Below are 14,401 nucleotides of genomic sequence, written 5' to 3' on the forward strand. Positions count from 1 at the left end.
ATTTTGTCAGTATTAGAACGTTTTATGGATCTTCCGCTCGAAGAGGTGATTGGTGACCGCTTTGGGCGTTACAGTAAATATATCATTCAGGACCGTGCCCTCCCTGATGCAAGAGATGGTTTGAAACCGGTTCAGCGCAGAATTCTATACGCAATGTTCCAGGAAGGAAATACAGCTGAAAAGCCGTACCGGAAATCAGCCAAAACTGTCGGAAACGTCATCGGGAACTACCATCCGCACGGTGATTCCTCAGTTTATGAAGCGATGGTTCGTATGAGTCAGGACTGGAAAGTAAGAAATGTGCTGATCCAGATGCACGGAAACAACGGAAGCGTGGATGGAGACCCGGCCGCGGCCATGAGGTATACTGAGGCTCGCCTGTCCTCCATAGCGTCAGAATTGCTTGTTGATATTGAAAAAAACACAGTCGAATTTGCGCCAAACTTTGATGACACCATTCAAGAGCCGGTCGTGCTGCCTGCCAAATATCCAAACCTGCTGGTCAATGGGTCTACAGGAATTTCAGCCGGTTATGCAACCGATATCCCTCCCCATCACTTGGGAGAGGTAATCGATGCGGTTACGATGCAGATCGAGAACCAGGACGTCTCTCTTGATGAGCTAATGACGGTAATGAAAGGCCCGGATTTTCCTACAGGCGGAATTGTCCAGGGCAAGGAAGGTATTCGAAAAGCGTTTGAAACAGGAAAGGGCCGTGTTATTGTCCGTGCGAAAACGGAGATTGAGGAAATTAAGGGCGGCCGGCAGCAAATAAGGATTACCGAAATTCCATATGAGATCAATAAAGCAAACCTCGTCAAACGGATCGATGAGCTCCGCCTCGACAAAAAGGTAGAAGGCATCGCCGAAGTAAGGGACGAAACGGACCGGACAGGAATGAGGATCGTCATTGAACTGAAGAAGGAAGCACACGCTGAAGGCGTGCTGGCGTTTCTTTTCAAAAATACGGACCTGCAGATTTCCTATAACTACAATATGGTAGCGATTCATAATAAAACGCCGAAGCTGATGGGCATCAAACACATCATTTCGGCTTATATTGAACACCAGAAGGAAGTTGTGACCAACCGTTCTCAATATGACCTCAATAAAGCCAACGAGCGGCAGCATGTGGTGGAGGGGCTGATTAAAGCCATTTCCATTCTCGATGAAGTGATCCGGATTATCCGCGGTTCCAAGGATAAAAGAGATGCGAAAAACAATTTGATTGAGCAGTATGACTTCACGGAGGCGCAATCAGAAGCCATCGTGACTTTGCAATTGTACAGACTGACTAATACTGATGTAACTACTTTGGAAAAAGAAGCGAAAGAGCTCGAAAAGAAAATCGCTCATTTGACCGGTATTTTGAACAGTGAGAAAAAACTGTTGAACGTTATCAAGAAAGAGATGGCAGAAATCAAAAAGAAGTATGCTGATGAACGACGGACCGTTATTGAAGATGAAATCGAAGAGATTAAGATCAATATGGAAGTGATGATCCCGTCTGAAGACGTGATGGTTACCGTAACAAAAGACGGCTATTCCAAGCGTTCTTCTATTCGTTCCTTCTCCGCTTCCAACGGTGAAGCGCCTGGAATGAAAGATACCGACCGTCTGCTGCTGGCTGAACAACTAAACACAACGGATACACTTCTGATGTTCACCAACAAAGGAAATTACATTTACATGCCGGTCTATGAACTTCATGAAGCGCGGTGGAAAGATATGGGGCAGCATTTAGCGAACATGGTTGGTTTTGACCGTGATGAACAGTTGATTAAGATCATGCCGATTAAAGAATTTGCAGAAAATCAGTACCTCATCTTTTTCACAAGACAGGGAATGGCTAAAAAGACGGAGCTCTCTTCTTACAAAGCACAGCGCTATAACAAAATGCTGATGGCCATGAAGGTTAAGGCCGGGGATGAAGTAGTGGATGTGCAGCTGACAAGCGGTAATGATGATATTTTCATAGCTACCGAATACGGATATGGATTATGGTTCAGTGAGGACGAAGTCAATATCGTCGGTCAGCGTGCCAGTGGTGTGAAAGGAATAAACCTGAAAGACGGAGATTCTGTCGTGAGCGGGAAGGCGCTGAGCGATAGAGAAGCAGCATCGCTCATATTAATTACACACCGCGGTGCAGTCAAGAAAATGAAGATTACAGAATTTGATAAATCAACCAGAGCGAAAAGGGGCCTTGTCATGCTGAGGGAGCTTAAGAGCAACCCGCACCGTGTGGTTGATGTGGAACTATCAGAAAGAGATATGGTATTGGAAGTTAAAACGAAGAATGGAAGTATTGTAACGGTAGAAACAGGAAAGTTAAAGAATGCAGACCGGTATAATAACGGATCTTATCTTGTGGATATCAGTGATTCGGGTCAAGTCCTTGAGGTGTGGAGAAAAGTAATGACAGAAGAAAATAAAGAGTAGCTTACAGCTGCTCTTTATTTCTTTTACATATTTTATTTACCATCATAATATTATGTAAACTAACAACAAGAAAAGGTGAATCATGAAAGGCAATACACATATTATGGGAGGATTGGCCGCCGCAGCCCTGGCCAATCAATGGATCGCAGGACCGGCTTCATTGGATCATCAGCTCGTTTACTATGGAGCAGGTATTCTTGGAAGCCTTCTTCCCGATCTGTGCCATCCCCATTCATGGGTGGGAAAGAAGACAAAACTGGTATCAAAGCTAGTAAGCAAAACCTTTGGACACAGAACGATAACGCACAGCTGGCTCTTTATTATTGGCACCATTTGGGTATCGAACCTTCTGCAAACAAATTACAGCCCGGAGATAAAAAACGGGTTAGTGGCAGGTGTAATCAGCCATCTTATTCTGGATGCGTGCACGAGCAGGGGTATTCAGTTTTTATATCCGATACATATTCGTTTTCGTTCACCTGTTTATACGAAAACAGGGTCTTCAGCAGAGACAGCGATTTCAGGAATCCTGATGATTGCAGCATGCGCACTGCTTGCCAAAGAGCATATTTTTCATATATAAAAAAACAGCCAAATGGCTGTTTTTTTTGGTTTATTTAACTGTTGGCCTGTTGTTTTCTATATTTATACTGCTGCCATTGAAAACGGATAAAGCAGCCGATACAAAAGCCGAGAATGGCAATAAGAGCGGCGGCAAATACCATGGCTGTAAACACATAGGCAGCGGTATGCCACTGCAGCTGGTAAGAAATAAAACCAAGGAACAGACAAAGGACAGCTATTTTCTGATTAAACTGCTGCTGGTCCCAGTCTTCTGGAATATAAGAAGGAAGGGGCTTAATTAAGAACTGCTTGCCCAGCTGCATGATCGGATTATACCGAAATAGGAGTCCTGATAATCCGGCGGCAAGCGGAAGCAGAAGCAGCCAATGGGCTCCGGTGATCCAGAAAGCAGCCACCGATAACACAATAAACCATTGATTGAGCTTTACTAAGGGTCTGGGTATGGATACAGGATGCTCTCGCATGAATAAATCCGACCTTTCTCATTGGAATATACTTAGTATATAGTAACAAGGAAAAAGTGTTAAGTAAAAGCATAAATATAAACATTTTTCGAAATATATGAATAATTACACCAAAGAACGTCTATTATGAATATAAGGAGGCGCATAATGAAAAAATTTGTAGATTTATTATGGGATGGACTCACACTTCAGCACATGAATTGTAACCGTTTTATGCTGCTATATGTTGTTCATTATGTTCTTTTGTTTTTATTTTCCATAACGCTGCTTGTCTTATCACTTGGTGTACTGCTTTTATATAAAACTTTTCATATCGCACCGCCTTTTGGTATCTGGGCAGGAATACTGGTTTCAGCCATTTCTATATGCTGCTTTTCAATTATTGGGACGGCAGCCATGAAACGATTATCTAAAGTTTCCCATGTTTGATAGATGCATACTAAACTGGACGCCATTCATTTTACTCCTTATTCTATAGGTAGGCATGTATAGAAAGGAGCAGAGTGATGGAAAAACAATCAGGAAGCAACATTTACATACGCCCTCTTACAGGGGAAGATTCAGAGCCATTGCTTGATTTGGAAAACCGAAACAAGGACTTTTTCGAGAGATTTTCAATGTCTCGTTCTGATGAGTTTTATACACTGGATTACCAGCAACACCGAATAAAAGAATTTCAGCAACGCCAGAAGAATGATACGGGATATGATTTTGGAATCTTTACCAAAGAAGGAAAGCTGATCGGCACAATCAGCTTATTTCACGTGATGCGCGGTTCACTGCAGAGTGCATTTATTGGTTATTTTCTTGATAAGGAACAAAACGGCAAAGGTTTTACCACGGAGGCTGTAAAACTTATCGTAGAATTTGCGTTTCATGAAGTGAATCTGCACAGAATTGAAGCGGGAGTCATGCCTCATAATGCAGGCTCCATCCGTGTGCTTGAAAAAGCGGGATTTCATATAGAAGGAATGGCTTTAAAAAACGTGAAAATCAATGGCCAATGGGAAGATCATCAAGTGCTGGCCCTTATTAACCCAAATGACGAGTAAAGCCTTTTCCTTTATGGAAGGGCTTTTTTTATTTAAACATAAATATTTGATTTGTAGGCAAGGATAAAATGGACAGCGAACATGAAGGGAAGAGTAACTTATGGAGAAAAAAGAGTACAAAGCAGGAGACCAGGTATTTGTGATTTACCGTAACCCCCATACGCCAAATGTGGCGAATATTACAGAAGCTGAAATCGTCCCGCATCCGGAAAATGAACAGGAAATGGCCATATTCCTGCATGAGTCCTATCATCTGCTGGCTGAAGATGATGCAGTGTATGATACATATGAGCAAGCAGAGGAGAAGTATAAAGAAATCTTTGATTATGACCAGTATCAGTAAAAGGATGTGTCCCCATTGAAGAATAAACCTTTTGTACCTCAGCTTGTATATATTGAACCAAGAGCCCTGGAGTATCCGCTGGGTGTAATCCTCAAAAAGAAATTTGAAGATATGGGACTCGAGATTCGCGAAACAACATCCCATAACCAGGTCCGAAATATTCCGGGAGACACCGATTTTCAAAAGTACCGGAATGCAAAATCAACCCTTGTGGTAGGAGTGAGAAAGACGCTTAAATTCGACTCCTCCAAGCCATCAGCAGAATACGCTATCCCATTTGCAACCGGCTGCATGGGACATTGCCATTATTGCTATTTGCAGACGACCATGGGAAGTAAGCCTTATATCAGAACTTATGTAAATGTGGAGGAAATATTGGACCAGGCTCAGCAGTATATGGAGGAGCGGGCACCGCAAATTACCCGGTTTGAAGCTTCATGTACCTCTGACATTGTAGGTATTGACCATTTAACCCATACGTTAAAGCATGCGATTGAGTATTTTGGCCAGTCTGAGCTGGGCAGACTGCGTTTTGTCACTAAATTTCATCATGTCGACCATCTTCTGGATGCCAAACACAACGGACGTACAAGGTTCCGGTTCAGTGTGAATGCCGATTATGTAATTAAATATTTTGAGCCGGGAACCTCCCCGCTTGATTTGCGAATTGAAGCCGCAAGAAAAGTAGCGGAGGCAGGCTATCCGCTCGGATTTATTGTTGCGCCCATTTATATCCATGAAGGATGGCAGGAGGGATACCGCGAGCTGTTTGAAAAACTCGATGCTGCGCTTCCGCAAAGTGCGAGGGATGATATTACGTTTGAATTGATTCAGCACCGGTTTACGAAGCCCGCCAAACGTGTCATTGAAAAAAACTATCCAAAAACAAAGCTTGAAATGAACGAGGAGGAGCGGCGCTATAAGTGGGGAAGGTATGGCATAGGAAAGTATATTTACAGTAAAGAGGAAGAACATGCACTGCGTGAAAGCCTGGAGACCGATATCGATACGTATTTTCCAAACGCAAAAATTGAATATTTTACATGATTGCCAGCCAGGCCCTGTTAAAAGGCAGCCTGGCTTTTTGTTTTTTTCACAAGGAAAAAGGGGAGAATCGTCGAATACTGCAGGAATGCAAGAACACCCGATTGATTAATTAATTTTTGGGAGTGAGACCTTTGAGTGGAACACAAGAAATGAAAGAACTTCTGCTGAATGAATTGGAACTGATCGTTAGAACCTCTTCTAACCTGATCGAAAAGATTTCCCCAAACCATTTGGACTTCAGACCCCGAGAAAATATGCGTTCGCTGCATGAATTGGTGCTGCATCTGGTTTCGGTTCCTTCCACCGATCTGCTGATCCTTCAGGAATATACGGAGGAAGACATCCGGGAACTTGAAGCGGGCATAACCAAGGAACACGATCCGGAGCAATGGACAGGGTTCATGAAAGAAGGACTGCTTGAAGTCAGGCGTTACATGGAAAGCCTGGATGAAGACGACTTTTTGCATAAGGAAACCAAGGCTTTCTATTTGGATCATGGAACCGCTCAAGCGAAATGGCTGATTGAAATCGTGACTCATGCCCAGCATCACCGCGCCCAGCTGTTCAACTACATGAAAGAACAGGGATATGACATCAATATGTTTGATTTATATTAAAGTCCTGCGACTGACAGCCTCTGTTTTGTTACAGGGGCTTTTTTGTGTTTGGACTTAATCTTTATCTATTTAAATGAATAGACAGCAATATAATCCATAAATTCGCAAAAAAGTGAAGATGTTCGGAACATCCTTCAGTCGTTTAGCTTGTTAAACTAGCTGTAAGCGATTACAAACTATTCAGAAAAAGGTAAAGGAGGGAAGAATGAGTATTCAATACGGTTCGAAATTTTTATTAATAGGGAGGAATGGCAAGTGGGAGTTAAACAACTTCTTTTTACCTGCACATTGGCAGGTTTGTTTGCGTGTGGCGCCGGTCAGGCGGTATATGCGGAAGATCAGAACAATCCTGAATGGAACAATAATCCTGAAACCTTTCAGGTCAACCGGGAACCTGCACACGCAACACTTATGCCCTATAAGAATGTGCAGTCAGCTTTAAAAGGAGAACGTGCAAAATCATCGTATTATCAGTCACTGAATGGCAAGTGGGATTTTCACTGGTCAAAAAATCCGGCGGAGCGCCCAGAAGATTTTTATAAGGAAGACTATAACGTTAAGGATTGGGACAAGATTGATGTTCCCTCAAACTGGCAGCTAAAAGGCTATGATTATCCGATCTACACAAATATCACATACCCGTGGACAGGCTACGAAAAGCCGAATCCTCCAGCTGCACCAACAAAATATAATCCGGTAGGCTCCTATAAACGCAGTTTCACAGTACCGAAAAATTGGAACGGGCAGCCGGTTCATATTTCATTCCAAGGAGTGGAATCCGCGTTTTATGTCTGGGTGAACGGCAAGAAGGTCGGATACAGTGAAGACAGCTATACCCCGGCAGAATTTGATATTACAAAATACTTAAAGCCAGGCAAAAACTCCATCGCAGCAGAGGTGTACCGCTGGTCCGATGGCAGCTGGCTGGAAGACCAGGATTTTATCCGCCTTAGTGGTATCTTCCGTGATGTTTACCTTTTTTCAACGCCAAATGTTCACGTGAACGATTTTAAAGTCGAAACAGATCTGGATGACAAATACAAAAACGCTACATTAAAAGTTAAAGCCAGGATGAAGAACTTAACAGAAAAAGCGGCGAATGACCAAACCATTGAAGCGATGCTTTACGATAACAAAAACAAACCTGTGCTAAAATCACCGGCAAAAACAAAGATTTTTGCGGAAGGGAAATCGGAAGCGGAAGTTACCTTACACCAGCCTGTAAAAAATCCGAAAAAATGGTCGGCAGAAGATCCGAATCTTTATACCCTGGTGTTAAGTTTGAAAGATTCCAAAGGAAAATTGATCGAAACCGAAAGCACAAAAGTCGGCTTCAGGGAATTTGAACTAAAAGACGGGCAGATGCTGATTAACGGAAAAGCGATTGTTTTTAAAGGTGTAAACCGGCATGAAGCGGATCCGGAAAGAGGCCGTGCGATAACAGAAGAACGGATGATCCAGGACATTAAATTGATGAAGAAGCACAATATCAATGCGGTGCGCACCTCCCATTATCCGAATCAGGAGCGATGGTATGAGCTTGCTGACAAATATGGGCTTTACCTCATTGACGAAACAAACCTGGAATCACATGGCGCCAATAACGTTTTACCAAAGAGTGATCCAAGATGGCTTCCTGCTTCATTGGACCGGATTAAAAGCATGGTTGAACGGGATAAAAATCATCCTTCCGTTCTCATTTGGTCACTTGGAAATGAAGCGGGAAGTGGGGATACGTTCAAAAAAATGGCGGAATGGGCCCACATGGCGGATCCTACACGAATCATCCATTACGAAGGGGATAACCGATGGACAGACGTCGAAAGCCACATGTATTCAAGTGTCGAAAGTGTAGAAGAGTGGGGGAAATCGGGCATCAAACGCCCTTATATACTCTGCGAGTATGCACATGCCATGGGGAACAGTGTAGGAAACCTGTATCAATATTGGGACGTGATCGATAAATATCCGAATCTCCAGGGCGGATTCATCTGGGATTGGGTGGATCAGCCATTAAAATGGCGAACACCTGAAGGAAGCAAAGAGAAATGGTATTTTGCCTACGGTGGTGACTGGGGCGATAACCCGAATGATGGAAACTTTATGGCCAACGGTCTTGTTTCACCTGATCGCACCGTTCAGCCTGAGCTGACCGAGGTCAAAAAAGTCTACCAGAACATTGAGATTAATGAAGAAAATCTGGCTAAGAAAGAAATTAAGATCAAGAATGAAAACCTTTTTACAAATCTCAGCCAATATCATGCGAAATGGGTACTGAAGGAAGATGGAAAAGTCATCGAAAAGGGTAACCTGGGCAAACTCAATATTAAACCGGAACAAACAAAAACAGTCACTGTCCCTTATCAAACGCCTGACTTGAAACCAGGGAAAGAGTACTGGCTCAATGTTCAGTTCACCTTGAAAAAAGACACCTCGTGGGCAAAAAAGGGATATGCGGTGGCGACACAACAATTCAAGCTTCCGGTTGATGCTCCGCCAGCTCCGGCATTAAACATGAAAAAGATGAGCGATATCAATGTGAAAGACCAGGGTCAGGACGTAAAAGTAACCGGCGAGGATTTTAAAATCAACTTTAGTAAATCACAAGGTACAATCACCTCCTTTAAATTTAACAACAAAGAGCTTTTCACTTCCGGTCCTACGCCGAACTTCTGGCGTGCTCCGAATGACAATGACAAAGGAAACGGTATGCCGGAGCGTACAGGAACCTGGCGTCATGCAGGCAGAGATATGAACGTCCAAAAAGTGGACATGAAGAAAGTGGGATCCAAAGCGGTTGAATTGCGTGTATTCGCTACACTGCCGACAACCACAGAATCTCATTACAAAGTAACGTACACCGTATATGGCAGCGGGGACGTCGTGGTAAAAAGCACAGTTGTTCCCGGTAAGGGATTGCCGGAACTTCCGGCTGTAGGAATGGAATTGAAACTTCCAAAAGATTTTAAAAAGATCAGCTGGTACGGCCGTGGTCCGGTCGAAAATTACTGGGACCGAAATACCGGTACAGACGTCGGTGTTTACAAAGATTTAGTTGACCAGCAGTTCTTTCCTTACGTTGAACCGCAGGAAACGGGTAACAAAACAGATGTACGTTGGGCCGCCTTTATGAGACCGGATGGAACAGGTATAATGGCAGCAGGTTTGCCTTTGATCGAATTTTCCGCTCTTCGTTATTCGGAGGATGACCTTGAATCGGTTAAACATCCATATGAACTGACCAAATTGGACGATGTTGTGGTCAGCCTGAATTATAAGCAGATGGGTGTGGGAGGAGACAACAGCTGGGGCGCAAGAACCCATCCTGAATTCACCTTATATGCCAATAAGCCGTATTCCTACAGCTACCGTCTTAAACCGTTCACTGCTGATCAATCCCCTATGAAGCTCAGCAAAAAGTCAGTGGCTACAGAAATTGTCAAGAACGTAACCGTTGATGGGAAGCCGCTTGAAGGGTTTAATTCGGACGTGAACAGCTATGAAATGCAGATTTTTAAAGGAGCCGCTGACCGGATCCCTGTAGTGGCGGCAGATGCTGCTGAGAAAAATATTGATCTTACCATTCAGCAGGCAAAAGGACTGCCAGGGCAGGCTGTGATCACAGCGGTATCAAAGGATGGGCTGATTAAAGAAAAATACGTGATCAAATTCGATGTGGTGTCGGAACAATTTCTTTCGGATCTCGATTGGAAGAGTGCCACGACCGGATGGGCGACCATTCAGAAGGATAAGAGCATCGATTCCAATCCGCTGAAACTTCAGGGCGCACATGGGGTCGCCACCTATACGAAAGGAATCGGAACTCATGCGAACTCCGTGATTATTTATGATATTGCGGACAAAGGATATCAATCGTTTGAATCCTGGGTTGGTGTGGATAAAGAAGTGGGAGGCAATGGAAGCATTTCCTTCCAAGTTCAAGTAGACGGAGAAACCAAATTTGAAAGCGGAAAAATGACAGGAAACTCCGAAGCCAAGTTTTTGAATATTGACCTTGCCGGCAAAAAAGAACTGAAGCTGATCGTCAGTGACACCGGGGACGGCAATTCCTGGGATCATGCTGACTGGGCAGATGCTAAATTTAAGTAACTAAAGAAGCACAACCTTGTCATTTATATTAAATGCTAAAGTAAAAGGTCATGGGAAAAACTGGTGCAGCTCATGTTCAGCTGTGCCGGTTTTTCATGTACACTATAGAAAAAGCATGTAAGGGGATATGATGAAGTTTACAGATGAGGCATTGAGGATTATCAAAAGTATTCCAAAAGGCAAAGTGATGACGTATGGGCAAATTGCAGGGCTTGCAGGCAGTCCGAGGGGAGCAAGGCAGGTTGTCCGGGTCCTCCATTCCTTAAGCAAAAAACACCAGCTCCCGTGGCACCGTGTGATTAATGCGAAGGGTGAAATTGGGTTTAAGGACGAAGAGATGTTTGCGGTCCAAAAAATGTCTCTTGAGAGTGAAGGAATTGCCGTGACTTCTGATGGCAAAATTGATTTGACCAAATATCGGCATTCACCCAAACATTAAAAAGGATGTACAGCCCTGATGGGAATGTACATCCTTTTTAATGATTATTTCTTTTTATATTTTTCAATGACGTGCCGCATGCCTTCTTCGAGCAAGTCGTTGGCCGGACGGTCTAATTTGGCTGCCAGTGCTTTAATTTCTTTGTACAGAGACTGGCTCAGCGTGGTGTTTACATTTTTTCGGTCATCATTTTTAGGCCGGATTTTGCTTTGGTACATGGTTATCCCCCTGAAGAAGTTTTTTCAATACTGATTCTGCCGGAGAAGAAGGTGGCTCCCCCGCCCATATCTGCAACCCGGTCCGGGGTCAGGGAATTAACAAGCTGTTTGGTTCCTGGAAAGTCAGCCCATAACCCCATGGTTACGGCAACGCCTGGCAAAACACTTTCTCCGACTGCCACATGAAGTTCGCATTCCCCGCGATCATTCCATAGGCGGACCAAATCTCCATCTTCAATGCCCAATTCAGTGGCATCAATGGTATTGAGGTGAACTTTCGGCGCTTTTTCCAGTTGAATATGCTTATCATTATTGCTAAAGGTCGAGTTTAAGAAATTATGGTTCGGCCCCGGAACAAACAGAAAGGGATGATCTCCGTCCTCCGGCAGCGGTATATAAGTCGGAAGCGGAGGATGTCCGTCCCGTTCCATCTGTTGGGAATACAATTCAATTTTACCGCTTGGCGTAGAAAGCCTGCGTGAGAACAAAGGAATATCCTTGGATTTAACAAACTTGCTTTCTTTTAATGTCAACAGGTTTATATCCTCCACGTAAGGATTTGCCGGGTGCTCAAACGCCTGTTCAATCATTTCTTCATCTGAATCCTTAAATGCCTGATCTTCAAACCCCATGGCTTCAGCAAGGAGACGGAACACGTCCGGGTTGGATTTGCTTTCTCCATACGGCTTTACGACCGGCTCTTGCAAATGAACGTGTTTGTGCCAGTAGGAGGTGTAAAAATCGGTATTTTCAAATGAAGAAGTGGCAGGCAGCACAATGTCTGCATAAGCAGCGGTTTCGGTTAGAAAGAGATCGTGAACCACTGTAAACAAATCTTCCCGCTCCAGCCCTTTTCTTACCTTGTTTCCTTCAGGTGCCACAAGTGCGGGATTACTGTTATATACAAACAAGGACGAAATACGAGGTTCTGCTTCCAGCAATGCACTGCCGATCTGGTTCATGTTAACCATCCGGGTATTTTTGTTTTGCAAAAGGTCCGGACGCTGAACCGCAGCAGTATTATGAGACAGGTAGCTGGAATTGGATTTAATGGCACCTCCGCCCGGTTTCAGCCATTGCCCTGTGACAGCGGGAAGGCAGGCGATGGTGCGTACCGCCATTCCGCCGTTGTCATGGTGCTGAAGCCCGTTGCCGATCCGGATGAACGAAGGTGAAACTGTACCATACTCGTGTGCGAGCTTTTTCAGATCATCTGCTGAAACACCCGTAATGGCGGCAACAGTATGTAAATCATATTGCTTCACATGGTCCTTCAATTCTTCATAACCGACGGAGTACTTTTTTAGGAACTCCATATCAGCCATGTTGTTTTCAAACAAGTAATTCATAATTCCGAGGGCGAGTGCACTGTCGGTTCCAGGCAGAATCGGGATGAACCAGTCAGCAAGAATTCCTGTCCGGTTTTTGTGGACATCAATCACAACAATCTTAGCTCCGTTTTTTCTTGCCTTTTGGGCGAGTGCCACCTGATGCATATTTGTGCTGACAGCATTGATTCCCCAAAAAATAAAGAGCTTTGCATGTACGGTGTCCATAGGATCAATACCATAACCTCCGCCCATCGTGTACCGGTAACCGACGGAACCGGCTACAGAACAAATGGTTTGATCAAGACGGCTTGCGCCGAGCCGATGGAAAAAACGCCGGTCCATCCCCTCGGCACTTAAAATCCCCATGTTTCCATAAAAGCTGTAGGGAAGAATGCTCTCGGGTCCTTCGGCAGCCGAAAGTTCTTTCCATTTGGATGAAATGGTATCAATGGCGACATCCCAGCTGATCGGTTCAAAATCCAGGCTTCCTTTTGGACCGATTCTTTTCAGGGGAACTGTCAGCCGCTTCGGATCATACAGCCTCTCAGGCATATTTCTTACTTTATTGCAGATATTCCCCTGTGTGACAGGATGATCGGGATCACCCTGTACTTTTATAATTTTTCCGTCTTGTTTATGAAGAAGCAGACCGCATTGGTCAGGACAGTCAAGTGGACATACAGAAGGAAAAATACCATTTTCCTTTGTGGTGTAGGTGCTCATTGGTTACTCCTTTCGAAGCTCATGGTGGTCTTTGTGCATAGGTTAATATTCTATATATTATCAATGAATTTGAACAAAATGAAAAGGCTTTGAAAAAAGTCATACGGCTGAAAAGCGGAATTATGAGGCAATTGATATTTTTTGTAAAATTTGTAATCTAACCCGGTGTACCCTGCATATGATTTATTGTTTGGCAACAAACAGCAAATCTTATGTAAGGAAGGGAATTCATGAAAAAACTTGTCGTGCTTCTGTTAACGTTCAGCTTTCTCCTGTTCTTTGCCCATCCGGCCAAGGCAGCGGCCGCCAGCCAATTCATTATTATCAATAAATCGAAAAATGAATTGGCGTACTATGAAAATACACGGCTCAAAAGTGTATTTAAAGTGGCAACCGGAAGGCAAAAGTCCTACACACCGGAAGGAAAGTTCAAAGTTGTAAACAAAATTGTAAACAGGCCCTATTACACCGGCCACATTCCAGGGGGAGATCCCAGAAACCCACTCGGAAACCGGTGGATAGGCTTGAACGCCAGGGGAACATGGGGCACTACCTATGCCATCCATGGAAACAACAATTCTAAGTCAATTGGCACCTATGCCAGTGCTGGATGCATCCGTATGTACAACAATGAGGTGCAATGGCTGTTTACGAGAGTGAAAGTAAATACACCAGTTGTGATTGTGAGCTCAAGCAAATCGTATGATTCTATTGCTTCTGCTTATGGACTGAGAGGGAAGGGATCTTCTCTGCCTGCCTATTCAACGGGCACCTTGAAAATAGGAAGCAAAGGCGAGGCAGTGAAGGAATTGCAAAAACTTCTGACCCAAAAGGGATACAGCACAAAAGGTGTAGATGGCGTCTTCGGAAAGAATACGGATTCAGCTGTCCGAACGTTCCAGAAAGCCAAAAAGCTGAAAGCGGATGGCCTGGTAGGCCCGGCGACAAAAAAAGCGCTTGGTATGCTGTAATAAAAAACAAAAAAGCTACCTCCAAACTTTAGGTTTTAGTAAAGTTTGGAGGTTTTTTA

Annotated in this window: 13 protein-coding genes; 10 read left to right on the top strand and 3 right to left on the bottom strand. The window is 44.0% G+C overall.

Annotated elements, in window-relative coordinates:
* Positions 1-3: 3 nt before the first annotated feature.
* Positions 4-2,442: a DNA topoisomerase IV subunit A gene (parC, locus tag QYB97_RS00300; RefSeq protein WP_301163961.1), complete on the top strand. Its 2,439-nt coding sequence runs from the start codon at positions 4-6 to the stop codon at positions 2,440-2,442.
* A gap of 82 nt (positions 2,443-2,524) precedes the next feature.
* The gene (locus QYB97_RS00305; RefSeq protein ID WP_301163962.1) at positions 2,525-3,025 is read left to right on the top strand and encodes a metal-dependent hydrolase; all 501 of its coding nucleotides are present in this window, start codon (positions 2,525-2,527) and stop codon (positions 3,023-3,025) included.
* Between the two features lie 34 nt (positions 3,026-3,059).
* Here QYB97_RS00305 and QYB97_RS00310 read toward each other — a convergent pair whose 3' ends face one another.
* Positions 3,060-3,491: a DUF4395 domain-containing protein gene (locus QYB97_RS00310; protein ID WP_301163963.1), complete on the bottom strand. Its 432-nt coding sequence runs from the start codon at positions 3,489-3,491 to the stop codon at positions 3,060-3,062.
* Positions 3,492-3,638: 147 nt separating this feature from the next.
* Between QYB97_RS00310 and QYB97_RS00315 the strand changes: the two genes are divergently transcribed.
* The 7 genes from QYB97_RS00315 to QYB97_RS00345 all read left to right on the top strand — a co-directional run bounded on the left by QYB97_RS00315 (position 3,639) and on the right by QYB97_RS00345 (position 11,099).
* On the top strand, positions 3,639-3,920 hold the full coding sequence (locus QYB97_RS00315; protein WP_301163964.1) for a hypothetical protein: 282 nt from the start codon (positions 3,639-3,641) through the stop codon (positions 3,918-3,920).
* Between the two features lie 77 nt (positions 3,921-3,997).
* Complete coding sequence (locus QYB97_RS00320) at positions 3,998-4,543, top strand: GNAT family N-acetyltransferase (RefSeq protein WP_301163965.1); 546 nt, start codon at positions 3,998-4,000, stop codon at positions 4,541-4,543.
* Between the two features lie 100 nt (positions 4,544-4,643).
* The gene (locus QYB97_RS00325; RefSeq protein WP_301163966.1) at positions 4,644-4,886 is read left to right on the top strand and encodes a transcriptional regulator SplA domain-containing protein; all 243 of its coding nucleotides are present in this window, start codon (positions 4,644-4,646) and stop codon (positions 4,884-4,886) included.
* Between the two features lie 15 nt (positions 4,887-4,901).
* On the top strand, positions 4,902-5,933 hold the full coding sequence (gene splB, locus QYB97_RS00330) for a spore photoproduct lyase (RefSeq protein WP_301163967.1): 1,032 nt from the start codon (positions 4,902-4,904) through the stop codon (positions 5,931-5,933).
* A 122-nt stretch (positions 5,934-6,055) separates the two neighbouring features.
* A complete protein-coding gene (locus QYB97_RS00335) occupies positions 6,056-6,550 on the top strand; it encodes a DinB family protein (RefSeq protein WP_356948162.1) in 495 nt (164 codons plus the stop codon).
* Between the two features lie 255 nt (positions 6,551-6,805).
* A complete protein-coding gene (gene lacZ / locus QYB97_RS00340) occupies positions 6,806-10,660 on the top strand; it encodes a beta-galactosidase, LacZ type (protein WP_301163969.1) in 3,855 nt (1,284 codons plus the stop codon).
* A gap of 130 nt (positions 10,661-10,790) precedes the next feature.
* On the top strand, positions 10,791-11,099 hold the full coding sequence (locus QYB97_RS00345; protein ID WP_301164884.1) for an MGMT family protein: 309 nt from the start codon (positions 10,791-10,793) through the stop codon (positions 11,097-11,099).
* 44 nt (positions 11,100-11,143) lie between these two features.
* Here the strand turns inward: QYB97_RS00345 and QYB97_RS00350 are convergent, their stop codons facing one another.
* Together QYB97_RS00350 and QYB97_RS00355 are read right to left on the bottom strand one after the other, a co-directional pair.
* The gene (locus tag QYB97_RS00350) at positions 11,144-11,317 is read right to left on the bottom strand and encodes a hypothetical protein (protein WP_301163970.1); all 174 of its coding nucleotides are present in this window, start codon (positions 11,315-11,317) and stop codon (positions 11,144-11,146) included.
* A gap of 2 nt (positions 11,318-11,319) precedes the next feature.
* Positions 11,320-13,371 (bottom strand): molybdopterin oxidoreductase family protein, encoded by a 2,052-nt coding sequence (locus tag QYB97_RS00355; RefSeq protein ID WP_301163971.1) that lies wholly within the window; start codon positions 13,369-13,371, stop codon positions 11,320-11,322.
* Between the two features lie 230 nt (positions 13,372-13,601).
* On the opposite strand from QYB97_RS00355, the gene QYB97_RS00360 reads away from it, so the two are divergent.
* Positions 13,602-14,342 carry a L,D-transpeptidase family protein gene (locus QYB97_RS00360; RefSeq protein ID WP_301163972.1) on the top strand — a complete coding sequence of 247 codons (741 nt, stop codon included), beginning with the start codon at positions 13,602-13,604 and terminating at the stop codon, positions 14,340-14,342.
* Positions 14,343-14,401: the final 59 nt, after the last annotated feature.

The organism is Fictibacillus fluitans, assembly GCF_030418125.1.
Lineage (GTDB): Bacteria > Bacillota > Bacilli > Bacillales > Fictibacillaceae > Fictibacillus_C > Fictibacillus_C fluitans.